The organism is Sorangium sp. So ce145 (assembly GCF_051525985.1).
GTDB classification, from domain to species: domain Bacteria; phylum Myxococcota_A; class Polyangia; order Polyangiales; family Polyangiaceae; genus Sorangium; species Sorangium cellulosum_B.
The window spans coordinates 9,710,885-9,736,292 of sequence record NZ_CP150315.1 but is presented as its reverse complement, the minus strand read 5'-3'; the positions used below and the strand labels follow the sequence as shown (position 1 = coordinate 9,736,292).

Sequence of the window (25,408 nt, the reverse complement as noted above, 5' to 3'; positions counted from 1 at the left end):
GCCGCGCGCGCCCCACTAGGCAGCGTCGGACCGAGCGTGACCCACCGGCCCGGACGATTTTCGGGTCACGCGCGAACGCCGCCCGCCTACCGTAGCGTGCCCGAGCGCTTGCAATCGCTCGGGGTCGTCGAGGTAAGGCCAAGTACGCATGGATGCAGCCCGCCGGAAAGCCATCCACCACGCCATGGTCCGGCTCGCCGACGGAGACCGGACCGCGTTCGACGTCCTGCTCGACGACCTCTGGCCCGTGATCCTCTCGTTCTCGGAGCGTGGGGTGGGCCGGGGCGCGGACGCCGAGGACGTCGCGCAGGAGGTCTTCTACAAGGTCTGCGCTCGAATCGCCGAGTTCGATCGAAGCCGCGACGGCCTCTCGTGGGCGTTCGGGATCGCCAGCTACGAGATCATGACGCACCGCCGCCGGCTCCAGCGCCGCCGCGAGGTCCTCGACGAAGCGTCCGTGGCACGACAGCTGGATGGCGCGGCGTCGCAGGAGGAGCAGCTCCTCGCGCGGGAGATCGCGCTCGCGTTCGAGCAGGCCGTGGGCTCGCTCACGGAGGAAGATCGGGTGTCGCTCGGGCTCGTGGACGGCACGTCGGATGCCGCCGGCGCCACGCTCCGCAAGCGCAAGCAGCGCGCGCTCGACCGTCTGCGCGGAATCTGGAGGCACATCCATGGTGAACCGTGAGCAGCTGAAGCGCCTTGGCCTCCGCGCATACGAGGTCGGCCGGCTGCGCGTCGCCGCGCGCGCGGCGTGGATACTGGCGCCCGTCGTGCTCGTCTGCATGCTCGAGACGGGCGAGCGCGAGGCCTGCGCGTGCCTCGGGGTGCTCCTGCTCGGCGCGAGCTTCTTCCTGCGCTGGCGCGACCGGCAGGGGGCGGACTCGGTGCGCTACGGGCTCCTCGCCGGCGCGCTGCCGCTCCTGGCGGGGCTCGCCGCCGGCCGGGTGGCTCCGGCCTGCGCGGACGCGCCGCTCCTCTCCGTGTGCACCGCCGTGTGCCTGGGCGTCGGTGTTCCATCGGGCGTGTGGCTCGGCGCCCGCCTCGTCCGGGGCTCGGCGCCCGCATCGACCTGGCTCGGGGCGAGCGGCGTCGCGGTCCTGGCCGCGAGCCTGGGCTGCGCGGGCCTCGGCATCTCGGGTCTCCTCGGCGCAGGCGCTGGCTTGGTCCTCGGCGCTGCGTCCGCGAAAGTGCTCTTGCGCGCTCCGACATAGCCTGCACGGGGGCTTCCGTGGGATGGCACGCTCGGCGTCCTTACATTCGCTCGGGTTTCGCGGTAGAACGCGAGGTCCGTCAGGTAAGACAGCATGATCTACAGCTTCCCAAGCTATGTGCCCGGCATTGCGATCGCCGTCGCGGTGCTTGCCGCGTCGATCGGCGTGCTCCTGCTGTGGAGGCGTCTGCCGCTCGTGGTCGCCTTGATCGCATTCGGGGTTTCCGCGGTAGCGGGTGGCCTCTTCGCGCCGATGCTGGCGATGGATCGGGTCGTCCTCGACGACGACAAGCTGGAGCAGACCACGGGGTTCTGGTTCGCGCCGACCGTGAAGGGATTTCGTCTCGCTGAGGTCGAGTCCATCGCGATTGGCACTGCCAGGGACAGAAAGAATCGCAAGATTGAGGTGTGGATTGTGAAGGGGAGGGACGGCCAAACGCGAGAGATCGACCCGGGTGACCTCTGGGAGATGAACGGTCAGGACATCCTCCGGCGCCTGAGAGAAAAAGGGATCGACGTCAGGTGATGAGGAGAGGCTTGCTTGTCTCGCGCTCGGTGTCGGCGACCGTCGCGAAGGCGCCGAGGTCGCGCGTCATGCCGACGACTTGGACACCGCTGCCTGACACCGGCAGATGTGCCCAGTTCGAGACGAGCGAGATAACCTCTTGGCGCTGCTCCGGTAGCTCGACGTCGCCTCAGCGCCAGCGCGCCAGCTCTTTGACGTCGATGCGATAGACCGGGCTGATCCGCCCCCGCTGCTCGGGGTTCGGGCAACGCAGGCCGGGGACGTCGTCGGACGAAGCCAGCTGGGGGAACCTGTTCGCCAGCTGTCCCCCGTTCGGGCCGCCCGGCTTGCGGTTGTATTCCCGCAGCAGGAACGCCACGAACTCGGCTTCGGTCCACGCCGGGTCCTGCGAATCGAACGTGGTGAAGCGCGGCTCGCCGCCGACGTTGCCGAGGTAGACGGCATTGGCACCCTGCCACGTGGCGAAGGAGCTGTCGCGGTGGCGCTTGACATAGTCCGGATGATTGTAGAAGTACACCCAATCACCGGGGCGCAGCTGGTCGACGGAGTCCACCTCCAGCGCCACCCGCAGCTTGCTCACGCTGCCCTCGTCTCCCGAGGCGACTTGCACGATGTCCTCGGTGACCGTGTCGAGCGCCGCCGTGCCGACCGTCTTCATGAAGGCGCGCAGAAAGCAGATGTGCAGCGCGCTCATGCACTCGATGGCGATGGGATGGGCGTCCCAGGTGAACAGATCCTCGAGGGCGGCGGACGGGCTGAAGTCATCGGTGTTGGCGAAGTTCATGGTGACGGAGTGGGCGGGGTGGCCGTCGTCGACGGGCGCGTCCGCCATCCACGACCGCTCCGGGAAGCGATAGACTCCACCATCCCATTCGTTGGCGTAGATGAAGCGTCGAGCCTGGCCCGAACGTCGCGCGGTGTTGAGCTCGCGGAGGCTGGTGATCATCCATTGGCCGAACAGAGCCTCTCGGTGCTCGGTCACGCAGGTGCCGACAATGTCGACCAGGTCGTGTGCCCGGCCTTGCATGGGCTTCGAGCGGGCGTAGTTTCTGGCCAGGCCCATGAGCAAATTGCGGCGATAGAGCCGGGCCCGGCCTGCGTGCTGGGGTGGGATCTGGCCTTCTTCGACCTTGGCCAGGCGCCGGAGCAGGATGCGCCGCTCGTTCTGGAGCTTTCGCGCCTTGTTGAGCACACGGCGGATGTGCTGGCGCTCGGTGGGCCAGTCGGTATTGCCGGGCGGGGCCGTGGTGTGGTCGAGACGGACGAGCTCCTCGTCGATCCGGCCGATGCGCCGCTGGCAGCGCGCGGCTGCCCGCAACAACAACGTCACGTTCAACGGCACGCGCGCACCCGAACCTCAGCGACACTCGCCCACACAGCCGCGATCGGGCGCCGTCCCATCGCTTACCCGATCACCAGCTCGTCCGCGATGGCCCGCGCCTTGGCCTCGCTGGTCACATCCCGGGCGCGGAGCGTGGCGACGAGCGCCGCGTACTCCGGTTGTTCCTCGAACGAGTCGCCGAGCTCGAAGCACAGATCCACATAGCTGGTCACGTAGGCCTCGAGGTGAAGCCCGTGGCCCGCCGCCCGCTGGAGCTGCGCCTTCAGGCGCTCAATCAGCGCCTCGTCGTTCGTGCTCCAGACCTGTTCCGGATACATCACCCGCACGCGTTCGAGCAGGCGCGGCATGAGCTCGGCGTCCGAGCGCCGGGCCAGGAGTCTCATTTGCTCGCGCCGGATGGTCAGCACGACGCAATTACGACGGCTTCGTCAACCCGTGTCAAGGACGACAAGGCGAGCAAGGCCGATCCTGCAAGCCCGACCCCGCCGAGCGCGCCTCCCCCGCGCGCCCTGGCAGGTGATGCCGACACGCGTACCTCGAGCCCGAGGGAAGCCTGGAAGCCGCTTGTCGGCTGAGAGGGCTGGCACGCCGGTTGCTTTGCTGTGGCGTTGGCACACATGGAGTGGATGAAACCCGCGATTCGAGCGTCCTTCGGCCTGGTGCCGCGGCACAACGATCCGGGTTTGGCACACCGGCACACCGGCCCCCGTGCCGCCAAAGGAGCAGGAAAATCCGTGCACACCCAACGAATTCTCTCCACCCTGGTCAGCGTTGGCTTGCTCGCGGCGTGTTCTGGTTCCACCGAACCGGGTGGGCCGGGCCCCGCCGGTCCCGGCGACGAGCGTCCCACAGAGGTCGGAACCCAGGTGCAGCTCGAGCTCAGCTCGGTCGCAGCGACCGAAGTCGAAGCCCAGGTGGCCGCCGCCAAACAACACGACGCGGCATCCCTCCAGGAGGCCTACGCGGTCTCGTTCTCGAATGATCTGGGCTACGGTCTCACGGACGTTCAGAACCTCGATCTGATCCAGCGATCAGAGCTGGGCCTGAATGACGCGGAGCTCGAGGTCCTGGCCGCGAACGGCTTCGTCATCTCCAGTCGACTTGCCTATCCCAGCTTTCCCTACGCCTACGCTGCCATCTACGTGCACGATCTGCCGGTCTTCGTGAGCGGCGACATGGTGCTCGAAGCCATGCACCGTTCGTACGACGACATCTTGCAGGCCCTGGAACAAGCCGTCTTGATCCCGCGTGTCACCCGCTTGCTGGACGGGATGCGCGCTCGCCTGGCGTCCGGAAATTCCGGGCTCTCGCAGCAGGCGGCAGCCGACGCGGACTTCTACCTGACCGTCGCGCGCAGCCTGCTGATGGGAGCGCCGAGCGAACCCGTGGCGGGTGCCAGCAAGGCCGACGTCGCGTCCTTCCTGACTCACGCCGAGGCGGCCGACGGAGAGCAGCTAAAGTCCATGTTCGGCGTTTCGCGCCGCTTCGACTTCTCGCAATTCAAGCCGCGGGGCCACTACACGGACACGGTGGCGCTCGAGCGCTATTTCCGCGCCATGATGTGGATGGGGCGCATCGATTTTCGGCTCATCGAGACCATGCCCACTGGTTCGCGCGTCTTCTGGCGCCGCCAGCTCGAGGCGGCGCTGGCGTTGCGTGACTTGATGGACGCCGCGGCGCTGGAAGACTGGTCGGGCATCGATCGAACCATCACCGCGTTCGTGGGTGAGCACGACTACATGATCGTGCCCGAGCTGGACGAGCTGTTGAGAGGCCTGGGGGTGTCCGATGCGAGCGGGCTTGCCGCCATCGACGACGCGACGATCGCTCAGGCGATCATCAACGGGCGCTACGGCGAGCAGCGCATCGCGAGCCACATCATGCGAAAGGACGGCGGCGACTCCACGTTCCCGCTCAACGCGAGCTTTGCGTTCTTCGGGCAGCGCTACGTGATCGACAGTCACGTGTTCTCCAACGTGGTGTACGACCGCACCTCGACGCGCGTGGTCCCGAACCCGCTCGACGCCGCGTTCGCCGCCCTGAAGAACGACCACGCGGTGAGCCTGCTCGCGAGTGAGCTCGAAGAGTGGAACTACGCCGGCGATCTGGCGGCCGTCCGCGTCATCGCCGACGCCCACCCGCCGTCGTACTGGGAAGGCAGCCTGTACACGTCTTGGCTTGGGGCGCTGCAGACGCTCTCGGCGAACGCCACGACCCTCGGGCCAGCCGCGGAAGGTCTGCCCAGCGTGGCGCGCAGCGAGGCGTGGGGGCGCCGCTTGCTGAACACCCAGCTCGGATCGTGGGCGCAGCTCAGGCACGACACGATCTTGTATGCCAAGCAGTCGTATACCGGCAGCAATGGCTGCGACTTCCCGGATGCGTACGTCGAGCCCTACCCCGAGCTGTTTCAAAGGATCGCCAAGTTCGCCGGCCAGGGCCAGGCCTTGGTCGATACCCTCGATTTCAGCTTGAACGGTAACAACGCGCTGGCGGAGCAGGTGAGCGCCTACTTCGGCACCCTGTCACGCATCGCGACCACCTTGAGTGAAATGGCGGAAGCGCAGCGGACGGGCATGCCGCACTCGGAGGAGCATCTGACCTTCATCAAGCAGGCAATTCACATCGAGGGCGGTGGCAGCGGCGACCCCTGGCAAACGGGCTGGTACAAAGACCTGTTCTTCGATCCCGTCGACGGCCTGAAGAGCGACCCGACCATCGCCGATGTGCACACGGACATCGGAGGCGACCTGCCGGTCCCGCGATCTCCGTCGGTGTTGCACGTGGGCACCGGCAATCCACGCATGATGGTCATGACGGTCGATACCTGTCAGGGTCCGCGCGCGTACGCGGGCGCAGTGTTCGCCTACCACGAGCACCTGGCGGAGGGCTTCACCCGACTCACCGACCAGGAATGGGCTCGGAAGCTGTATCAAGATCCGCCGGCCGACGTGCCGTGGATGGCGCCGGTGCTGGCGGAGTAGAGACCGGCGCGGCTGCAGGGGCCGGCCGATCTCCACCCAGCCCTGCGCCAAGAGCTCCGGCTGCGCGCCGCTCACGAGCGCCTCCTCGGTGCCGTCTTGATCTCCATCGGCCTGAGCAGGCTCTGCTCCACGATCCGACGCATCGCGCGGACGTAGCGCGGCCGGGACCAGCCACGCTCCTCGATGAGCTCCTGCCAGTTCCCGATCGACAGGAGGGTGGCCAGGAAGTCCGCCGCATCCGGCGCCGACCATTCCTCGGCCAGCGCGCCTTCGGCCTGGAGCCGCGCCACGAAGCCCGCGCAGAGGCCCGTGAAGCCGCGCATGCGGTCGCGCCACGCGAGCTCCGCGTCCTCGTCCGTGGCCCGTGCCGCCCGCATGGCCCGCGCCACGTCGGTGATGTGGGCGACGTAGCCCGCCCACGCACCGATGAACTCGGAGAGGATCGTGCGCGCGTCGGAGGCGCGCTCGCACTTTCGGACCAGGTCGGCGAACCCATGCACCTCGTCGACGTGACGCACCAGCGCGACCAAGAGCTGGGTCCTGGTCTCGAAGTGCAGATAGACCGCTTGGCGCGACACCCCGGCCGCCGACGCGATCTCCGCCATCGAGACGCCGCGACGCCCCGGCTCGGTCACCAGCCGGCGCGCGGCCTCGAGGATCGCAGCGCGGGTCTCCCCGTCCTTGCTTGACATCGTGTCAACATGGGGCATAGTTTACACTGTGTCAACTTCGACGGGCGCGCCGCCGTCACGGACCTGGTCGCCTCGACGTGCAGCGAATGAAAGAGTCGGCAGAGGGCGTCCATCGCCCGCTCCTCCGGCGCCCGTCAAGCGCCTCATCTGGACGATCGGTTTATTTTTTTTCTGATGTTTCAGGCATAGAAAGTCTACATTCCTGGACGTACTGTGCAACGGCGAACGGGCGGCGAACACGGGCCGCCGTCCCGCCGACGGGCGGCGAGCAGCGCTCGCGCGCCGCCAGCGACCGAAGAGAGCCCGGAGAGAAGAACGATGATGCGGATGATTTCCACGCGGCGAATCGCGTCCATCGCGGCCTCACTCCTGCTGCTCGGAGGCGCTCTCACCCTCCCCGCCGCGTGCGCCGCCCCGGCCCCGCCGAGCAGCAGCGCTCCGAAGAGCCCGGCGGCTCCGGAGCAGCCCGCCGCGACGCCGGCGGCACCGGCGCCGTCTCCGGCGGCGAGCGCGCTGACTCCGTCCGGCGGCGAGAGGCGCCAGGCGGGCTTCTATCACACGCGCGTGGGCGACATCGACGTGACCGTGCTCTCCGACGGCACGTTCGGCCTCGATATCTCGAATGGCCTCGTCCTCAACGCCAAGCCGGGTGAGGTCGACAGACTCCTCGCGCAATCCTTCCAGAGGTCGCCGATCGACGTGTCCTTCAACACCTTCCTGATCCACAGGAACGGCAGGACGATCCTCGTCGACACCGGGTGCGCAGAGCTCATGGGCCCCACGACCGGGAAGCTCCCCGCGTCGCTCGCTGCGGTGGGCGTGAGCGCCGACAGCGTCACCGACGTCTTCCTCACGCACGTTCACCCGGATCACGCCGGCGGGCTCGTGATCGGCGGGAAGCGGGCCTTCCCGAACGCCACCGTCCACCTGAACCAGAAGGATCTCGACTACTGGATGGACAAGGCGAGCGCCGCGAAGTCCTCGGGCATGCAAGCCCAGTTCTTCGCCGCGGCGCAAGCCACGTTGCAGCCGTACCTCGACGCCGGGCAAGTGAAGCCGTTCGCCGGAGCGGCCGAGTTCTTTCCGGGGTTCCGCGCGGAGCCGGCGTACGGCCACACGCCCGGCCACACGCTGTACGCTCTCGAGAGCGGCGGCCAGAGGCTCCTCCTGTGGGGCGACCTCGTTCACATCATGGCCGTTCAGTTCGACGATCCCTCGGTGGCGGTGGCCTTCGACGTGAACGCGCCGATGGCTGTAGAGACGCGCAAGAAGGCGCTCGCCGACGCGGCCGACAAGGGCTACCTCGTCGCGCACACCCACGCCCCGTTTCCCGGGCTGGGCCGCGTCCGGAGAGACGGAGCGTCCTACCGCTGGGTGCCCGCCCCCTACGTCGACGACGCGAAGAGGAAGTAGCGCGGCGCCGCGAGGACGCACGGACGGGCTCACCCCCGCGGATGGATCCGCGGGTGCCCGGACGGATCCTCGCCGGGCTTGAGGCTGAGGACCTCATAGACGGCCTTGTTCCGGCGGTTCGCCAGCGCGAGGCTCCGGTTCACGCGTCCGTCAGGATGCTTGAAGTTGAAGCCATACGTGAGGATGTTGAGGTCCGGCCCCAGCTCGGTGAGCAGCCGCATCGCCTCGTCGTCGGCGAACAGCGCGTCGGTGTCGCGGCGACCGATCCGCTCGCGGATGAACTGGATCTGCGCCGCTGACGGCGGCGCCCGATCTTCCTCCGCGTCGAGGCCGTGTGGCCCATGCGCGCAGGAAGATTTCCTGTATCGGCGGAGCTGCTGCCGGATCGCTCGTCGTCGGGATCAGAAGGTGATGCACGTGACGGTGATGTCGCCGTTGGCGTCCGCGCTGCACTGGAGGACATCGAGGCACTCGTTCGACTCGTCGACGCACCCATTGCAGCTGGCGCTATCGCAGCCCTGGGGCAGGTCGCGACACTCGTGCCAGGGGGACCCGCAGCCGTCGGGATGGTTCACGATACATATTTGAGCCGCCTTCTCGCAGAACAGCTCGCCGCACGCGAAGCGCCCTTGAGGCGCGGGCCCACAGTTTCCGAGGCTCGAAGTGCCCACGCCGGCGGAGTCCGCGAGACACGCGTTGTCGTAGACCTTGCCGTCGCAGCCGCAGACAGGTGGACCGCCCAGGCCGCTGCATGAACCGGGCACAGCACAGTAGCCATCCGTCGGGCAGAGTTCGTCGGGCGGGCTCGTCCCGCACGCATGGTCGCCGAACAGGCAATACGACCCCGGCTCGCAAGGCCCATTCATCCCGCACGCCTCGCCAGCTGCCTCCGCACCGGAGCTCCCGCTGGTGCCGGCGGTCGACGTGGAGCTCGGGGTATCCGCACCGGAGCTCCCGCTGGCGCCGGCGGTCGACGTGGAGCTCGGGGTATCCGCACCGGAGCTCCCGCTGGTGCCGGCGGTCGACGTGGAGCTCGGGGTATCCGCAACGGTGACAGAGCCGCACGCCGCATGCAGTGCGGCCGTCAGCAGCGCGACGGTGACAGCAGCCCATGATCTGCGCATCGATGATTGGGGTGGCATACGTTCGCTCCAGGCAAAGCTCGTGCCAGATACGTTGTGCCCCGATCTCCGTTGCTTCTTCATCTGGCGCGCGAGGCTCGTGTCGCCTTGTGCCGAAGTTGGCCATGGCACCCCCAGTGCCTCCAGCGGGTGTCCACCCCCTTCCGCTCGATTGATCGAGTGCCGATGATCTCCCCCACATGTCGTTGATCCTCTGGCACCGCTGGATTCTGACGAAGTCCCGCCGGTCTGATCCCGCACCATCGTCATCGCGCGCGCCAGCGATGACCCGGCGGCATCTCTAGGAGGTGTTTCAAGAGAATGGGCTGACGCCGCGATTCTTGACCAGCTCGCAGCGGATCTGGGTCGGGCCGCTCGATGCGGAAGCCGCGAGGGAGGTGGCCGCGCAAGGCGCCGCGGCGCACGTGGAGCAGGTGCTCGAGGAGGTGGGCGGCTTCGCCTACGGGCTGCAGTGGCTCGGCGAGCGGCTGCTCAAACGCCTGGGATCACCGCGACGTAACACCAAGCGGAAGGCATCCTGCCGTTTGGCCGTACCCTGCTGGCTCTACCTGCCCGGCCCCCGTTTTCTGCACACCCCTTGAGTACGCCCGCGCTGCCCGGGTTTCACCGAGCATCGTCCACGGCGGCACGCCGGGGATCCATGCTTGACGTCCGCCGCTCTCCTCCCAATGGACGCGCTGCCCAGCGCTCCCTCAAGGAGGTCCTGTTGAGCTCCACATTCGCGGAGGACGCGTACCCTTCACCCGATGAGCGCGCTCGGTTGCGCGAGAGCCTCACACGATCGCTGCCCGAGATCCCGTCCGTCTACTTCTACGACGATCTCGGGAGCGAGCTGTTCGAGCAGATCACCCGGCTCGGGGTCTACTACCCGACGCGCACGGAGATCGGCATCCTCGAGCAGCGCGCCGGAGACATCCTGGGCGCCGTCCGGCCGCGGCGCCTCGTCGAGCTGGGCAGCGGCGCGGGCCGCAAGATCCGCATCCTGCTCGACGCCTGGCGGCGGGTGGGTGGCGGCGAGACGTGCACGATGCTGGACGTGAACGGGCTCTTCCTCGAGACGTCGATCAGCCGCCTCCGCGCCGACTACGCGGAGTACACGTTCCGCGGCGTGATCGGTGATTTCACCACCGACCTGCCGCGGCTCGGCCGGGGCGGGGGGCGCCTCGTGATCTTCCTCGCGGGCACCATCGGCAACCTCTACCCCGACGAGCGGCGCGCCTTCTTCCGCGAGGTCGCGCGCGTCATGGAGCCGTCGGACGCGCTCCTCGTCGGCGCCGATCTGGTCAAGGACACGGCCCGGCTGGAGGCCGCGTACGACGATCCGGAGGGCGTGACGGCGGCCTTCAACCGCAACGCGCTCCGCGTGATCAACCGGCGCTTCGGGGCGAATTTCGCGCCCGACGCGTTCGCGCACCGCGCCTTCTACGACGCGGCGCGGGCGTGGATCGAGATGCGCCTCGTGGCCTCGCGGCGGATGCGCGTGCAGATCCCGGCGCTCGATCTGCGGCTCGATCTCGAGCGCGGCGCCGAGATCCGCACCGAGGTGAGCTGCAAGTTCACGCGCGACTCGCTCCAGGCCTCGGCCCGGGCCGGAGGGCTCGTGGTGTCTTCGTGGCACACCGATCCCGACCAGCTCTTCGCGCTGGCCCTGCTCCGGCGGAGCGACGCGTGACGGAGGCCTCGTTCGAGGCGCTCCTCGCCGCCGCGTGGCGCCGCAGCGACGATCTGTTCGCGCTCGTCCCGGAGGCGTCGATGGGGCGTCGGCCCATCGCGCTGCGACACCCCTTCTCGTTCTACCTGGGGCACCTCCCGGCCTTCGCGTGGAACCAGATCGGCCGAGGCGTCCTCGGGCTCGGGCCCATGCGGAGCGATTTCGACGTGCTGTTCGAGCGCGGGATCGATCCGGCCGACGAGGACGGCGCCCGCGCCGCGTCGAGGGACGTGTGGCCGGCGATCGCCGAGGTGATCGCGTACCGCGACGAGGTCCGCCGCGCCGTGCGGGCGCGCATCCCCGACGTGCTGGCGCGCGCCGAGGACGTGCTCGGCGCGCGGGGGCGGATCCTCCAGCTCGTGATCGAGCACGAGCGGATGCACCACGAGACCCTGATGTACATGCTCCAGGAGCACGGCGCCGCGCGGCGCCCCGGCGGCGCGCCCGCGCTCGTGGGCGGCGCGGGGCGCGCGGCCGAGCCCCGGCACGTCCCGGCGGGCCGCGTGGTGATCGGCGCGGACTTCGAGGCGATCCCGTTCGGCTGGGACAACGAGTTCGGGCGCGCGGAGATCGATGTCCCGGGCTTCACCATCGACTCGTTGCCGGTGCGGAACGGCGATTACCTGGCCTTCCTCGAGGCGATGCAAGACGGCGCGCTGGCCGCGCTCACGCCCCGTACGTTCGTGCGCCGCGGAGGCGGGCTGGCGGTGAAGACGATCTTCGGGCCTGTCTCCTTCGAGGTCGCGTCGGGCTGGCCGGCGCAGGTCTCGGGCGAGCAGGCGCGCGCCTATGCAGTCTGGCGCGGTGGGCGCCTGGCGACCGAGGCCGAGCTGCGCCGCGCCGCGTTCGGCGAGCCGAGCGGCGGTGTGCGCGCGCGTCCGTGGGGGCACGCGCCGGGCGAGCCGCGTCATGGCCAGTTCGGCTTTCGCGGATGGTCGCCGGCGCCGACGGGCAGCCACCCGGACGGCGCCAGCGCGTTCGGCGTCGAGGAGCTGGTGGGCAATGGCTGGGAGTGGACGTCCACGCCCTTCGCGCCCTTGCCCGGCTTCGTCGCGTACGCCCGCACGTACCCCGGGTACTCGGCGGATTTCTTCGACGGGGAGCACGACGTCGTCTTCGGCGCCTCGTGGGCGACCGACGAGGGGTTCCTCCGGCCGAGCTTCCGCAACTGGTACCGCCGGGACTATCCCTATGTCTTTTCGAGCTTCCGGGTCGTACGCGAGGAGCCACGCTCTCGGCGGCGATGATCGAGCTCGATCAGGTGACCAAGCGCTACGATGGAATCGCCGCTGTCGACAGCGTCTCCCTGCGCGTCGAGCCCGGCGAGCTGGTCGTCCTGCTGGGCGGGTCGGGATCGGGGAAGACCACGACGCTGAAGATGACGAACCGGCTCATCGAGCCGAGCTCGGGTCGCATCCGCGTCGAGGGCGAGGACGTGACCACCGTGCCGCCGCACGCGCTCCGGCGCCGCATCGGCTACGTGTTCCAGCGGCTCGGGCTCTTCCCGCACCTGACGGTCGCCGAGAACGTGGGCATCACGCCGGCGCTCCTCGGCTGGGACGCGAGGCGCATCCGGGGTCGGGTGGACACGCTGCTGGAGCTGGTCGAGCTGGATCCAGCCGAGGTCCGCGATCGGCGGCCCGACGCGCTCTCCGGCGGCCAGGCGCAGCGCGTGGCCGTGGCGCGGGCGCTGGCGGCCGAGCCGGGCGTGCTGCTGCTCGACGAGCCGTTCGGCGCGCTCGATCCGATCACGCGCGAGCGCCTCCAGCGATCGTTCGCGCGGGTGCGCCGGAGCCTGGGGTTCTCGGCGATCTTCGTCACGCACGACGTCGTCGAGGCGCTGCTCCTCGGCGATCGCGTGGGCGTCATGCGCGGCGGGCGCCTCCTGCAGCTCGCGCCCGGCCGCGAGCTGGTGCGCGCGCCGGCCGACGACTACGTGGCCGATCTGGTGCGCGGCCCGCTCGAGCAGGCGCGCGCCGTCGAGTCGCTGATCGCGGGCGCGCCCGCGCGAACGATCGCTGGAGGCGACGCTTCGTGAAGGAGCAGCTCGCCCTCCTCCCGCGCTACCTCGCCGCCCACCTCGGGCTGACGCTGGTCGCCCTGACGCTGGGCGTGGCCGTGAGCGTCCCGCTGGGCGTGCTGGTCACGCGATCGCGCCGCCTGGAGGGGCCGGTGCTGGGCGTGGCGAGCGTCGTCCAGACCATCCCGAGCCTGGCGCTCCTGGCCTTCATGGTGCCCGTGCTCGCGGCCCTGGGCGCGCGCAGCATCGGTTACCTGCCGGCGCTGATCGGCCTCTTCCTCTACAGCCTCTTGCCGGTCCTCAGGAACACGGCGGCCGGCCTCTCGGGCCTCGATCCGGCGGTGATCGAGGCCGCGCGCGGCGTGGGGATGACGCCCCGCGAGCAGCTCCGCCGCGTCGAGCTGCCGCTGGCGCTCCCGGTGATCGTGGCCGGCGTGCGCACGGCGGCGGTGCTGACGGTGGGCACCGCCACGCTCTCCACGCCGGTCGGGGCGCCGAGCCTTGGTGACTACATCTTCAGCGGGCTGCAGACGCGCAACTTCACGGCCGTGCTGATCGGCTGTGTGGCCTCGGCCGGGCTCGCGCTGGTGCTGGACGGCCTGGTGCGTGGCCTGCTCGCCGGCGTCACGCGCCACAGCCGGCGCCTCGTGCTGCTGTGTCTCGGCGGCTTCGCCGGGCTCGCTGCCTTCGCGGCCACCCCGGTCGTGCGCGCCCTCCTCGCGCGCGATGATCAGGTGTCCATCACCGTCGGCGCCAAGACCTTCACCGAGCAGTACATCCTCGCCGGCATCGTCGCCGGGAGGATCGAGCGCGTCGCCGGCGTGCCGGCGCGGACGCTGGGATCGCTCGGATCGACGGTGGTGTTCGACGCGCTGAAGAGCGGCGAGATCGACGTCTACGTCGACTACTCGGGCACCCTCTGGGCGAACGTCCTGAGACGGAGCACGGAGAGCGCGGACCGCGCGTCGGTGCTGGCCACGGTGGAGAGGGAGCTGCTCGATCGGTACGACGTCCACGTGGCCGCCGCGCTCGGGTTCGAGAACACCTACGCGCTCGCCATGCCGCGGGCCGAGGCCGAGCGGCTGGGGATCCGGCGCATCAGCGATCTCGGGGCGCGCGCGCGATCGCTGCGGGTGGGGGGCGACTACGAGATCTTCCAGCGGCCGGAGTGGCGCGCCATCGAGCGCGTGTACGGCCTCGCGTTCCGCGAGGCGCGGAGCATGGATCCATCGCTGCTCTACGAGGCGCTGCGGGCGGAGCAGGTGGACGTGATCACCGCCTTCTCGACCGACGGGCGGATCGTCGCCGACGATCTGGTGCTGCTGGAGGACGATCGCCGGGCCATCCCGCCGTACGACGCGCTCGTGCTGGTGAGCGATCGGCTCGCGCGCACCCGCCCGGAGGTGCTGGAGGCGCTGCGCGGGCTGTCGGGGACGATCGACGCGCGGAAGATGCGCCAGATGAACGCGGCCGTGGACGAGAAGAAGGGCTCGCCCGCCGCGGTGGCCGCCCGTTTCCTCGATGAATTGCGGCGCTGAATTCTTCTGCGCTCAGTCCGACTGGATGAGCTCATTGACAGAACGGGCCTTGTGCGATGGGGCAGGCCTTCCACGCCTGAAACGCCTGGGATTACCGCGACGTAGCACCAAGCGGAAGGCATCCTACCGTATAGCTGTACCCTACTGGCACCGTCATCGTTCCCGAAGACGGCCATGGCGCGAGCGACGGCGGCAACGCCTCCGCGGCCGTACACCACGACGGCGGCGCGCCACGGCGCGTTCGGCCCGAGCACGCCGCTGAGCCTCCGTAGCGGGCTCGGGCGCGCCCCGTAGATGGATCCCCGCGCGCGACCCTGGTCCGCAGCCGAGCTTTGACCCGACGGCACCGCGCCTCCTGGCGCGCGAGCGCCTCGATACCTTCCGCGTGAGCGCACCGTTGAACAGTCTCAGAGCGGGCGGGCACTCACCGAAGTAGCACCGACGCCAGGTCGCCGGCCCGTCCGTAGACCTGGGTCGCCGGTGCTCTCACGCGCCAAGTCTCCCGCTGTTCTCGGGAGCTCGCGGCGCGCGTTCTTCTTCCACCCAATTCGACGGCGTTTTTCGGAATCTCGGTCTTCGACCGCCCTTCCGAAAAGCTGCAGATCAGCGCTCGATACCCCCGAACACCGATTCAGGTCGCACTTTTCCCCGAGGAGCTCGCATGAATCGTACTCGTTATTTGTTCTCGGCGCTGTCCTTCCTATCCGCTCTCGTGGTCGTCGCGTGCAGCGACGCCGAGAAGGGCAGCAGCGGCTCATCCGGCTCCGGTCCGGAGAACGGCAACGCGGAAGCGCTGCCGTGCGACGTCGACAAGATCCTCTCCACGAAGTGCCAGACCTGTCACGGGGCGTCCCCGAAGTTCGGCGCGCCGTTCCCGCTGGTCGACCGGAGCGATCTGGTCGCGCCCGCGGTGAGCGATCCCAACAAGAAGGTCTACGAGCTCGTCGCCGCACGCGCCCGCGACACCGCGCGCCCCATGCCTCCGCCCCCAACCGAGCCCCTGACCGCCGCGGAGCTCGCGATCTTCGATCAATGGATCGCCGCCGGCATGCCGGCCGGTAAAGACACGTGCGTCGACCCGGGCGGCGGCGGAACCATCGACCCTCCGACCCTGAGCTGCACACCGGATGTCCTGCTAGCGCCGTCCGCGCCTTACGTCATGCCGAAGGACGTCCAGGACCAGTATATGTGTTATGGGGTCGATGTAGAGATCGGCCAGAAACGACACCTCGTCGGGATCGTGCCCCGCATCGACAACAGCACCATTGTACACCATATCCTGCTCTTCAAGGCGGATGAGGCGTCTCCCTCGACGCCCACGCCGTGCAATGGGGGCGACATCATGGGGCCTCTTTTGGCCGTCTGGGCGCCCGGCGGCAAGGCCACGGAGCTGCCGCTGGAGGCGGGCTTCCCGCTGGAAGGCACGGCACACTTCACAATCCAGGTGCACTACAGCAACATCAAGGGCCTCGACGGGCAGCAAGACAGCACGGGCTTCGACGTCTGCACGACGACGGAGCTCCGCCCCAACGACGCCGGCATCTTCGCGTTCGGCACAGAAGACATCAACATCCCGCCTCACGGCTCGCTCGACGTGAGCTGCGATTACCAGTTCCCGCAGGATATGGGGGCGATTTCGGTGATCAGTGTCATGCCGCACATGCACACCCTCGGCAAGCACCTGTCGAGCAACACGGTGCCCACGGACGGCAGCGAGCCGAGCAACCTGGGGCTCGCCGATCCGTGGAACTTCGACAACCAGATCTGGTACGACAACGATACCATCCTTCGAGGCGGCGACATTGTGAGGACGCGTTGCGCGTGGGACAACCCGGGTAACCGTGCCGTGGAATTCGGGGAGCGGACGCAGGATGAGATGTGCTATAATTTCGTGATGTACTATCCGTCTCAAGAGCTAGAGTCAAAGGTGGAGGACTTGACTTCTCCGACGGAAGACGTGTCCTGTGTGACGACAAAATAGACCAGCTCGTGCAAGACGCGCGGCCTGTGCCCAAGCGGAGGCGCGCGCCGTTCGGTGAGAGCTCTCGTAAGCCTGGCGAACAGGAGCACCGCGCGCGCCGCCGGGCGCCTTCGAGGGTCTCTTCGATCCGCGCGCCACCCCGAACGGCCGCGTCGATCGCTTCGCTTTCAGCGAGCGGATAGGACAAGCAAACGCGTTCCGCAAAGCCAAGATTCTCGGAGCCGTTCCTGGTTCGTGCAGTCCGACTGTACGAGCTCATTGACAGAACGGGCTTATGCGATCAGGCAGGCCTTCCACGCCTGAAACGCCTGGGATTACCGCGACGTAGCACCAAGCGGAAGGCATCCTGCCGTTTAGCTGTACCCTACTGAGCTCGTCCAAACGGCCGGATGGCGAGGAATGGCCCGGGCTGAACCGCACGGCAGACAAGGCTGACGGCGTGTATGGCGGCGATGCGTGCTCGGGAGCCTCCCGACGATCGGGATTGTCGCGCTCCACGCCAAACTGACGGTACGCGACACCCTGATCGAGACACTCGCCGGGGGACCGGGTGGCGACGGCGGGCCACCCGAGCAAGGGGGCAAAGGCGGTCGAGGCGCATCCGGCGGCGCCGTGAGGACGGCACCTGGTCCTGTCAGGGTGGCAACGGCGGCCGAGGGGGCGATGGCGGCTACGGCGGCCCCGGGCGCGGCGGCGACTCGATCGGCATCGCCTACCTCGATGAGGACCAGCTCACGCTCGAGGGGGTCACCTATACTCTCGGACCGCCAGGCAAGGGCGGCGTGAGCTGAGATGGGTCTGGCGACGAGATCACGGGGGAGGACGGCATCCAGGTCGAGACGCAACGCTTCCCTGAATGGGATCACGGCACATCAGGCGAACCCTGTAAACGGTGTGAGCGGCATACGCCTCGGGCGATCCGCCATAGCGTGATCGCCGTAACATCCGGCGTGACGACCGAGGCAGCCGCGGAACTCGGCCAGACGGACGCGCGTGTGGGCGCAGGCGTCATTCCTCCTTCTGCGTAGCGCGATCTTCAAGTCGCTGGACGCGCTGGTGAGGTGTGCCGCCGTCCACCACGACCCAAGGAGCCAGCGGATCGTACGCTGTGACACCCCACACCGGCAGCGGCGCTCCTTGAGCGATTTCAGCAAGACCATGCCGCTTTATTTCATCGCCGACAGCCGTCAACCTATAGCGAGCCTCCAGCATAGGTCCTCTGTCCGTCCTATAGGGGACACTCTCCAGCGCGGCCTCCGCCCCTCGGTGCTCGGCCCACTGGCGCAGCCGCATGGCGAGAAAGCAATCGCCGATGCGCATCCCCCAACCAGCGCGCAGCTCTTCGCCAGCCGATGAACGGTGCATGAATACGTCCACGGGCGTCAACCAGTCTTGTCCGAGGCACGCGAACAAGAGCTCGTCAACCCAAGATAAAGTGAGCGTCCTACCGTCCACTCGAGGGAAGAATGCCGCCTGGTGGGCGCCCAGCTCTGCGAGATCGTTCGGTACTCGATCTGCGCGCCCCCCCTCGATGGACAGGATCGGAGACCGACCGGATACCTTTCGCCAAGAGCGCGCCATGTGCTGGACGCGCGTCCGAGATAGAGTGAGTGCGTCGTCCAGACCGCGGCGCGCGTCAGCTGGCTTCACGTGGACGAATCCACGGCCAAACCCATCCTCCGGCGCATCTCCCAGGACGACGATGTCGAGATCCGGGTGCTCGGGCCAATAGCCGAGCCTCCACGCGCAGAGCGCCCACAGCATCAGCCTGTCCCTCCACAACCCGGACGTCCACACGACGATTCTCTGTCGCGATTTCAAAGCGTTGATAACATCATGAAACCGCGAACAAAATCGTGTTCTTTCCCGCCCTCGCAGATTCCAATAATTGCTCCGCCTCTCACGGTGGACATCGGGGCCGGACGCGCACGGCCCCTCCAGCACGTTATCGCCCACGAAACGCACAGGAAGGCGAAGGCCGCGCCGGATCGCTCTCCGAATATCCTCATTTGAAGTGACGTGAATCGTCATTGGAGCCTCAGAACAAGCACTTTTTGCAATCTCGCGATGGAGGATCCCCGGACTCGCATCGTCTACTGCAGGTCTTACACTTCGTCTCGCCTGGGTCTCCTGACCCTGGTCTTGCACAAGACCACGGGCCGTGGTTGACGCAATCCTGATACTTCTCATCGCAGCTGCGGTTGCTTGTCTGCTCGCAACCGTCGCGGCAGTTCTTGTATCTAGCGTACGCGCTATCCCGACAAGCTGTCCGCTGCGCCTCGCCCTCGTTCTTTCCACACTGTATATTGTCAGACTCGTAGTCCGCCTCGCAGTTCTCCTCACACGGCGTCTGGCTCGCGATGTTGCAGACCGGAGGAGAAGGCGGATCCATGTCCTGCGTCTCCAGCGGTACGGGCCCGATGCCACCGGCCCCTGTCTGGCCGAACCCGTAGCCGCCCGCGCCTGTCGCGGTGATGATGATCCCGCCGGCGCCGCTCTCGCCCTCACTCCGGAGGTAGCAATCCCCGACATCGAAGTTGCACCCCGCAAGACCGATAAATCCAACGGCCAACACCTTGTTCATTTCGACTCTCCCCCGAATCTCCAGATAGGCCCAGCGGTCACCATCACGACCACGCTTCCAGGAAGAACACGGCTGCTCCCGCCGGCCCAGTCCACGTTGAAGCTCGTGGATACCCCCAGACGCCCAGCGAAATACCAGTCGGACTGTGCGCGCCCGCCTGGAGCAAGCCCCATCACGCGGTTACAGAGCACGGCACCGCATACCGGCATCGAGTAGAGCGACAGGGCCGGACCAAGGCTGACGTTGCCCGTCTTCGTGATGTATCCAACGGTAACCGCCGTTCGATCGTAAACCCCTACACGTGCCCCCGGAATGATGCTGAGCATGTTGTGGACTTCGATCCGGAAGTCCCGCTCTTTTCGCCAGAGCCAGCCGGCGAAGGGGCTCACGGCCAGCTTGGGTTCGGTCCCGACCTGGATCCCACCCACGCTCACGCCACCGCTGAACTCGAGTGCCTGCGTTGACGCCGGAACAAGGACGAGCGCGCAGGCGCAGAGCAGACCGACGTTGCCGTGTGCGCACATGGACATGGCGGAAGCCCTGGCCAGCTCGCGACGTGCGCTGTGGGGCACGAACGATTTTCCTGGGCGTGTGGCGCGGGCGTCAACGAGAAACGCTGCGGTGCAACCGCAGTGGATGGGGGTCGACCCGTCCCGGGTGTGCGCCGGTGCGCAAGGCGGCTACGCGGCTGGAGTGTTCGTCAACCAAATGGTTGGCGAACGGCCCTCGCGGTAAATTCGCAGCGCCGCGACTATTTCCGCTTGACTATGGCGGCCGCACCGTGCTGTCCGGCATGCGCTTCGACCTCTACGACCGCAGCGGCGGAGAGGCGCCGAGCTCGCGCCCGCGCGCCTCGTCGCTGGTGCCTCTCCTGTACTCGGCCAGATGGACGACGTCGCCACGCTCGCCCTTTGCCAGCGTCGCTCCTGCACTCGGCCAGGTGGAGAGCCACTGCACCGAGCTGGCCGACGTTCACCTCGACATCTGCGACGGCCCTGAGCGTGCCCAAGTGGACGACCGTAAGCGCTGCGCGAAGCGCCGTCTCACCCCGGCCGCGCTGTCCAGTTCATGATGGCGTGCATGGCAAGGACGAAGGCGACCGAAGTGATGTGGTCCGAGCGCGTTCGGGCGTGGCGCGAGAGTGGTGAAACGGCGGAGGAGTTCGCTCGGAGCCGCGGATTTGCGGCCTCGACGCTGCACGGCTGGTCGAGCCGGCTGTCGCGGGCCGAGCCCCCGCGCTTTCTGCGCCTGGTGCCGAAGGCGCCCGCCGTGACGAGCGGCGCTGCGGAGCTCGTCGTCGAGGTCGGCGGCGCGCGGGTGCGCGTCGCCGCGGGGTTCGACCCCGCGCTGCTGGCGGAGGTGGTCCGTACCCTCGACGGAGCGGCGCGATGATTCCGGCGGGCTGTTACCGAGCAGGCTGTTTGATGGCCGGAAGATCCGGCTCTGTGATGGCCATCATCGACCTGGATCTCCGCTCACCGCGATTGCAGCCAGGCGATGCGCCGGGTGACTGCGGCGGTCGCAGAGCGCCGGCGCTCTCAGTCGATGCGGAGGGGGAGGCGGTCATCGCCGTCGAGGACGGCGTCGTAGCGAGCGAGAGCGTCGTCGAGTCGATCGAGGTAGTGGAGCACGACGTCGACGGCGTAGAGACGAGGGCAAAGCGGATCCGGGTCGCCCGGGTAGCGCGCGGTGAGCGCGTAGCGGGCGAGCGCGAGGGCCGCGACGAGGGCGGCGGCTGCGCTGCCCGCGGCGTCGCCGCGCCGCGTGTCCCCCTCGGCCAAGGGGACGGGGTTCATCCGGCCTCCTCTGCGTCCAGCTGCAGGACGCGGCTCAGGACGTCGCGCTCGACGAGCTTGCGCTTCTTGCGCGCTGCGGCGCGGAGCGCGGCCGTGGCGAGTCGGTCGGTGTCGCGCAGGCTACCGGCGGCCGCCTCGTGCAGCATCGCGATCGCGTCCGAGGTGAAGAGCTCTTTCGTGCAGCCGACTCGGCCGAGACGTACACGCAGATAGTCGGCCGTATCGTCCGGCGTGAGCGGGTCGATGGTCAATCGGTAATGGAGTCGCGAATACAGGGAGCGATTGCGGCGCACGCGGAGCCGCTCGCCGAGCTCGGGCAAGCCAAGCAACACGAGCGAAAGCAATGCGCGGCTATCCCAGGCGTAGTTCGGTGGGCGGCCGGCGCCGTACCCGGCTTGCGCCGGGTCGGTTTCCGGTCGCCCACCGAACTATGAATGGGACAGCCGCGCCCTATTGTCGCTGATCCTGGTAGGACTCTCTGACCTTCAAGACCGGCTTGAGCTGCGCAAAAATCGCTCGCTGTACTCGCGCATCGAGCGGCGTCTCTCGATCGGCGCGATGGTCCCCGACGATACCGGCGAGTACGTGCGGCTACGGATGAGCCGTGCTGGCGCCGACCGCGACGTCTTCACCGCGGACGCTCTGACGCTGCTCCACGAGGCGGCTGGCTCGAGCCTGCGCGAAATCGACCGCATGGCCACCGCCGCGCTGCGCGAGGCGGCGCGACGGAAGAAGAAACTCGTCGAGCGTGACGTGATGGCGCGCATCGTCGGCGACCTGGGGACGGACGGCAGCTGACGCTGACCGACACGACGGGCGCCCCCCCTCGGCGCTGGCGAAGAAACACCTCGCCGGCGCCGACGGCCACCAACCATGATGGCCATTGCGAGCTGCCTTGCGGCGCGCGTCCGAACAATGGCCATCGCTCTCTTTGACCGCCACCGCACACGCCCGCGATGGCCATCAAGCTGCCTGCTCGGCGGACCATCGGCCAGCCTGAGCGTCAACAGCGCAATGCATTGCTTCGACCGGCGCTTTCAGAACTCAGCGACGATCTCAGACAATCATCGTCTGGAGTTCAGGCGCTAGCATCCCTTAGCGTCATCGCGGTCGAAGATTATTGAAAGTAAGCATTGAACCTCCGCCATTGTTTGCGGTCGCTTCCGCGCTTCCTGCTGCGTCATAGGCCCGACGACTTGCTGCCATGGTGCCATGACCGTCGGGGAGACGTTCGGCACGGGATCAACGCCTGTTGCCCAAGCGATAACCTGCCCCAAAGCGTAGACGTCGCCGGGCGCGCCGACGTTATGCGCGTCTTGATATGCCTCAGGGGGTGCGAAACCCGCACTGCCCAAGAACTGTCCGGTCTTCGTCCACTCGGCTGTGGTTGCTCCCGGCGCGCGCCGCGTCAGTCCCCAGTCGGCCAGCACCCACTGCCCCTCGCCGTGTGCACCATCCAACTCGATGATGTTCTGAGGCTTGACATCTCGATGTGGGTGCCCGGCAGCATGTGCAACCTCGAGCGCGGCAGCTACACTCTTCACTATCCGGCAGAGTAGATCTGGCTCGACTGGCCGCGTGAGCTCCGACATGACACGCCGGCCGCGAGGCATCACGTACCAGGTGTAATTGAGGCTGTCCCAGTCTAGAATGGGCATAATGTTGGCATGCCGAAGCGAGGACTGCACCTCTATCTCGCGTCGCATCCTGTTTTGGCCCAAGGCCTCCCGAACTCGCTTTAGGACAAGCGTCTTGTTATCAGCCTTTCTAACGGCCTCGTAGACCTCCGCCTGGCCTCCGACGGCCAGCGGACGTGGCGGAAGCCGGTACGCCTTTCTGTTGCCGACTCCAGTAGGTGTTATGGGTGCTGACTCTAAGGTGGGCCCGGCGCGACTGGGACCTAAACTTAAGGAACGCTCCTCAACCTTTGCGGCGAACGTCGATAGCAACTCACGGGTCAACACCAGGTGCTCAGCGGCAAGCTGCTTGCCCGAGACGGTCAGTTGCCATTCGCCTTGGTTCGGCGCCTGTGCCAGGCCCGCGCGCTTCAGCCAGTTGAGCGCCCATGACGCGCGATTCTTGTAGACTGGCCCGCCGCTGGGCAATTGTTCTGCGCGATCGTCGTCGCTCAATTGCAGCACGCGAGCCGCTGCTTCGCACACCGCGCCTGTCGCTACGGTCGAGTCGTGCAACGCCAAATAGCGCAAGACCGGCTCGATGAATAGTTTGTACGGCGGTGCCGCCATCGTTGACGGATGATACCATCTGTCAACCAACCTGCCGCACGCTTTCTGCAGTCGTTCACGCTGCCCGATGGCCCTACATAGACCTACCTACAGCTTCGAAGGGCGTCTGGGTCTTGCATGCAGTGGTGGCTGAGTGATAAGCTGCGCACTAGAGAGGCTCTCAGCCGGGTCTGGGCTTGCTCAAACCCGTGTGGGTGATGTTTCGTCACCTCAGCTCCCAATGCATGCGCAAGATAACGCGGACACGTCGTTAAACTCCGTGATCGCGTAGAGTGTAGGAGGGTGAGAGCCTCTCGCCTATCACAGCCCGGAAATAATGCGACGCCAGGCAGCTTCTTTCGACATCCACGGCCTGCCACGGATCGAGACGTTTGAGGATCTCGCAGTCCACGCACGTCTCTCAGGGCGCCAGCTTTGGTGGTTGCTATTCGCCGGACACAAGGCGTACACCACCTTCCGCATTGCCAAGAAAACTGGGGGCTTTCGGCCGATCGCGCATCCCATTCGCATGCTGCGGTCCACGCAGCGATGGATATTGCGAAGCATCCTGGACAAGCTTCATACAACGCCGAGTTCATACGGTTTTGAGCGTGGCAGTAAGCTTCGGTACCATGCAGAGCAGCACCGCGGCGCACGGGCGATTTTGACTGTAGATATCGAGAATTTTTTTTCATCGATTTCGATGGCGCAGGTTACACAAGTGTTCCGGGTCGCGGGTTATCCTTCGCCTGCCGCATCCATGCTTGCACGCTTGTGCACGTGTATGGGTGCGCTGCCGCAAGGCGCGCCGTCCTCGCCCCGGCTAGCTAACTTGGTCTGCTTTCGCATGGACCGCCGCCTTGCACAATTCGCGGAACGAAGGGGCATCGTCTACACGCGGTACGCCGACGACTTGTCGTTCTCGTCATCCTGTGTCCGCGTACTCGCGCGAGCGCGCCCCTTCATTTCCCACATTGTTCATGATGCGGGGTTTAGGCTAAACCGTCGCAAGTCAAGATTGGTCGGCCCGCGAAGCAGGAAAACGATTACCGGTCTTGTGCTAGCGTCGGAGACGGTCGGAATTGGACGCCAGCAGCTTCGTGAACTTCGCGCTCGGATCCATCGCGCCCATACCGGGCGCGATACCCTGAGCCTGGATGCAATCCAGGGTTGGCTGGACTATGTGTCGGACGCGGACCCGGCCCGATATCGGATCCTCGTTCGCTATATCGAGCGGTTGCGTGCGAACGCGACCGCAAGTGGACTCGAGCGATTGCGCGTCCGAGCGGATATCGACTGAGCGTGCTAATAGCCTCCTCTGTCCTGGCGCGTCCGCTCTGTGCCTCAGACTGGGCGGCGCCACCAACAGCGACCCGAGCGATGCCGGCTAATGCACGCTGCTGCGGACGCGCTACGCGCGCCGCAGAGCTCAGCGTTCGACGGAGAGAAGCGCGCGGATCCGTGCTACAAAGACCCAGGGGCGGCTCCGATGACCGACGGCCTCGGCGGTACGTCGAGATCGACCTTTTCTCGGCCGAGTGAATGCGATGTACTACGCTGATCTTCTCAACGCGAACGGGCTGTTTCAGCGTGTCAGCTCCTGGCGAAAAGCTGCACCTCAGGAGCACCATCCGGCCATCGATAACCTTCTATATCGCGGCACAGCAGCCACGATCAATGTCGGTCGTATGCAAACTCTTCCGACAGCGCCGGCCGTCCTGCTGGAGCTACTCTACGACGATGGCTGCGTCCTCGTCGCATCCTGGCGCTCTCGGCGCGTGGGTGGACGATCGTCGAGGTGGGCGAGGCATGACGGGCGCTACAGCCCTCACGCTCCGGGCGCGCGCCGGTGCCCACTTCTTCGACGCTGCGGCCAGTTTCCGCGGCTTCTGCACCTGCACGCGCGCCTCGGTGCGCGACGCAGCCCGAAGCACCCGATCCCATCTCGTCGGCGGGATCAGCGCGTCGAACATGAGCCGCATCCTGACCGGGGCCACCGGTCACCTCGTGCGGCGCGACGGTCGGCGCTTCTTCTGCATCTTCTTGAGCTTCCTCGTCGTGAGGAGGCGAGGCGCTTCATCTCCCGCCTCTCACGCTCCAGGCCGGACGCGTACGGCCGTCCTGATGCGGCAAGCTACCGTCGAAGCGAGCTTGCTCGCTCATCCAGTGCCACCGGCAGGCCGAGAAGCCGTCCGATCGCCTCGTGGACAACACGAGCCGCGTCCTCATCGCCGAGGGCGACGGCAC

25 protein-coding genes and 1 pseudogene are annotated in these 25,408 nt (G+C 67.3%); 16 read left to right on the top strand and 10 right to left on the bottom strand.

Translation table 11 applies throughout. The annotated features are described in order from the left end of the window. Nucleotides 1-148: 148 nt before the first annotated feature. The 3 genes from WMF34_RS36075 to WMF34_RS36065 all read left to right on the top strand — a co-directional run bounded on the left by WMF34_RS36075 (nt 149) and on the right by WMF34_RS36065 (nt 1,736). Nucleotides 149-685, top strand: a complete 537-nt coding sequence (locus WMF34_RS36075) for an RNA polymerase sigma factor (protein ID WP_437990687.1) — start codon at nt 149-151, stop codon at nt 683-685. Continuing rightward, entirely contained in the window at nt 672-1,211 is a 540-nt protein-coding gene (locus WMF34_RS36070; RefSeq protein WP_437990686.1) for a hypothetical protein, read from the top strand. Before WMF34_RS36075 ends, WMF34_RS36070 begins: the two co-directional genes overlap by 14 nt. A 93-nt stretch (nt 1,212-1,304) precedes the next feature. Further along, nucleotides 1,305-1,736: a hypothetical protein gene (locus tag WMF34_RS36065; protein ID WP_437990685.1), complete on the top strand. Its 432-nt coding sequence runs from the start codon at nt 1,305-1,307 to the stop codon at nt 1,734-1,736. Nucleotides 1,737-1,905: 169 nt separating this feature from the next. Here the strand turns inward: WMF34_RS36065 and WMF34_RS36060 are convergent, their stop codons facing one another. Then, nucleotides 1,906-3,078, bottom strand: coding sequence for a hypothetical protein (locus WMF34_RS36060; protein WP_437990684.1), 1,173 nt, complete (start codon nt 3,076-3,078; stop codon nt 1,906-1,908). A gap of 62 nt (nt 3,079-3,140) precedes the next feature. Beyond that, the gene (locus WMF34_RS36055) at nt 3,141-3,461 is read right to left on the bottom strand and encodes a hypothetical protein (protein ID WP_437990683.1); all 321 of its coding nucleotides are present in this window, start codon (nt 3,459-3,461) and stop codon (nt 3,141-3,143) included. A 243-nt stretch (nt 3,462-3,704) separates the two neighbouring features. Between WMF34_RS36055 and WMF34_RS36050 the strand changes: the two genes are divergently transcribed. Further along, the gene (locus WMF34_RS36050; protein WP_437990682.1) at nt 3,705-6,059 is read left to right on the top strand and encodes a DUF3160 domain-containing protein; all 2,355 of its coding nucleotides are present in this window, start codon (nt 3,705-3,707) and stop codon (nt 6,057-6,059) included. A 71-nt stretch (nt 6,060-6,130) separates the two neighbouring features. Here the strand turns inward: WMF34_RS36050 and WMF34_RS36045 are convergent, their stop codons facing one another. Beyond that, the gene (locus tag WMF34_RS36045) at nt 6,131-6,751 is read right to left on the bottom strand and encodes a TetR/AcrR family transcriptional regulator (RefSeq protein WP_437990681.1); all 621 of its coding nucleotides are present in this window, start codon (nt 6,749-6,751) and stop codon (nt 6,131-6,133) included. A gap of 327 nt (nt 6,752-7,078) precedes the next feature. Here WMF34_RS36045 and WMF34_RS36040 point away from each other — a divergent pair, with 327 nt between their 5' ends. After that, nucleotides 7,079-8,164 (top strand): MBL fold metallo-hydrolase, encoded by a 1,086-nt coding sequence (locus WMF34_RS36040; protein ID WP_437990680.1) that lies wholly within the window; start codon nt 7,079-7,081, stop codon nt 8,162-8,164. A gap of 29 nt (nt 8,165-8,193) precedes the next feature. Here the strand turns inward: WMF34_RS36040 and WMF34_RS36035 are convergent, their stop codons facing one another. Both WMF34_RS36035 and WMF34_RS36030 read right to left on the bottom strand, forming a co-directional pair. Next, nucleotides 8,194-8,385 (bottom strand): hypothetical protein, encoded by a 192-nt coding sequence (locus WMF34_RS36035; RefSeq protein ID WP_437990679.1) that lies wholly within the window; start codon nt 8,383-8,385, stop codon nt 8,194-8,196. A gap of 180 nt (nt 8,386-8,565) precedes the next feature. Next, nucleotides 8,566-8,739, bottom strand: coding sequence for a hypothetical protein (locus WMF34_RS36030; protein WP_157907150.1), 174 nt, complete (start codon nt 8,737-8,739; stop codon nt 8,566-8,568). A gap of 887 nt (nt 8,740-9,626) precedes the next feature. On the opposite strand from WMF34_RS36030, the gene WMF34_RS36025 reads away from it, so the two are divergent. The 7 genes and pseudogenes from WMF34_RS36025 to WMF34_RS35995 all read left to right on the top strand — a co-directional run. Continuing rightward, nucleotides 9,627-9,887, top strand: a complete 261-nt coding sequence (locus tag WMF34_RS36025) for a hypothetical protein (RefSeq protein WP_437990678.1) — start codon at nt 9,627-9,629, stop codon at nt 9,885-9,887. A gap of 125 nt (nt 9,888-10,012) precedes the next feature. Further along, on the top strand, nt 10,013-10,978 hold the full coding sequence (gene egtD, locus WMF34_RS36020) for an L-histidine N(alpha)-methyltransferase (RefSeq protein WP_437990677.1): 966 nt from the start codon (nt 10,013-10,015) through the stop codon (nt 10,976-10,978). Next, nucleotides 10,975-12,264 (top strand): SUMF1/EgtB/PvdO family nonheme iron enzyme, encoded by a 1,290-nt coding sequence (locus WMF34_RS36015; protein WP_437990676.1) that lies wholly within the window; start codon nt 10,975-10,977, stop codon nt 12,262-12,264. The genes egtD and WMF34_RS36015 overlap by 4 nt, the downstream gene beginning before the upstream one ends. After that, nucleotides 12,261-13,055 carry an ATP-binding cassette domain-containing protein gene (locus tag WMF34_RS36010; RefSeq protein ID WP_437852777.1) on the top strand — a complete coding sequence of 265 codons (795 nt, stop codon included), beginning with the start codon at nt 12,261-12,263 and terminating at the stop codon, nt 13,053-13,055. Before WMF34_RS36015 ends, WMF34_RS36010 begins: the two co-directional genes overlap by 4 nt. Beyond that, complete coding sequence (locus tag WMF34_RS36005) at nt 13,052-14,575, top strand: glycine betaine ABC transporter substrate-binding protein (RefSeq protein ID WP_437990675.1); 1,524 nt, start codon at nt 13,052-13,054, stop codon at nt 14,573-14,575. Before WMF34_RS36010 ends, WMF34_RS36005 begins: the two co-directional genes overlap by 4 nt. A gap of 679 nt (nt 14,576-15,254) precedes the next feature. Beyond that, complete coding sequence (locus WMF34_RS36000; protein WP_437990674.1) at nt 15,255-16,556, top strand: peptidylglycine alpha-amidating monooxygenase; 1,302 nt, start codon at nt 15,255-15,257, stop codon at nt 16,554-16,556. Nucleotides 16,557-17,027: 471 nt separating this feature from the next. Next, nucleotides 17,028-17,413 (top strand): annotated as a pseudogene (locus WMF34_RS35995) (hypothetical protein); the annotation flags it as partial. 151 nt (nt 17,414-17,564) lie between these two features. Here WMF34_RS35995 and WMF34_RS35990 read toward each other — a convergent pair. Together WMF34_RS35990 and WMF34_RS35985 are read right to left on the bottom strand one after the other, a co-directional pair. Then, a complete protein-coding gene (locus tag WMF34_RS35990; protein WP_437994720.1) occupies nt 17,565-17,933 on the bottom strand; it encodes a hypothetical protein in 369 nt (122 codons plus the stop codon). 1,203 nt (nt 17,934-19,136) lie between these two features. Further along, nucleotides 19,137-19,670, bottom strand: a complete 534-nt coding sequence (locus WMF34_RS35985; protein WP_437990673.1) for a hypothetical protein — start codon at nt 19,668-19,670, stop codon at nt 19,137-19,139. Nucleotides 19,671-19,933: 263 nt separating this feature from the next. Between WMF34_RS35985 and WMF34_RS35980 the strand changes: the two genes are divergently transcribed. Continuing rightward, on the top strand, nt 19,934-20,212 hold the full coding sequence (locus WMF34_RS35980) for a hypothetical protein (RefSeq protein ID WP_437990672.1): 279 nt from the start codon (nt 19,934-19,936) through the stop codon (nt 20,210-20,212). An 8-nt stretch (nt 20,213-20,220) separates the two neighbouring features. Then, nucleotides 20,221-20,532: an IS66 family insertion sequence element accessory protein TnpA gene (gene tnpA / locus WMF34_RS35975; protein WP_437990671.1), complete on the top strand. Its 312-nt coding sequence runs from the start codon at nt 20,221-20,223 to the stop codon at nt 20,530-20,532. A gap of 146 nt (nt 20,533-20,678) precedes the next feature. Here the strand turns inward: tnpA and WMF34_RS35970 are convergent, their stop codons facing one another. Both WMF34_RS35970 and WMF34_RS35965 read right to left on the bottom strand, forming a co-directional pair. Then, entirely contained in the window at nt 20,679-20,936 is a 258-nt protein-coding gene (locus tag WMF34_RS35970) for a hypothetical protein (protein WP_437990670.1), read from the bottom strand. Next, nucleotides 20,933-21,256: a hypothetical protein gene (locus tag WMF34_RS35965; protein WP_437990669.1), complete on the bottom strand. Its 324-nt coding sequence runs from the start codon at nt 21,254-21,256 to the stop codon at nt 20,933-20,935. The genes WMF34_RS35970 and WMF34_RS35965 overlap by 4 nt, the downstream gene beginning before the upstream one ends. 133 nt (nt 21,257-21,389) lie before the next feature. On the opposite strand from WMF34_RS35965, the gene WMF34_RS35960 reads away from it, so the two are divergent. Next, nucleotides 21,390-21,734, top strand: a complete 345-nt coding sequence (locus WMF34_RS35960) for a hypothetical protein (protein WP_437990668.1) — start codon at nt 21,390-21,392, stop codon at nt 21,732-21,734. Between the two features lie 287 nt (nt 21,735-22,021). Here the strand turns inward: WMF34_RS35960 and WMF34_RS35955 are convergent, their stop codons facing one another. After that, on the bottom strand, nt 22,022-23,182 hold the full coding sequence (locus WMF34_RS35955; protein WP_437990667.1) for a protein kinase domain-containing protein: 1,161 nt from the start codon (nt 23,180-23,182) through the stop codon (nt 22,022-22,024). Between the two features lie 316 nt (nt 23,183-23,498). On the opposite strand from WMF34_RS35955, the gene WMF34_RS35950 reads away from it, so the two are divergent. Beyond that, nucleotides 23,499-24,461, top strand: a complete 963-nt coding sequence (locus WMF34_RS35950; protein ID WP_437990666.1) for a retron St85 family RNA-directed DNA polymerase — start codon at nt 23,499-23,501, stop codon at nt 24,459-24,461. The last annotated feature ends 947 nt before the right edge of the window (nt 24,462-25,408 follow it).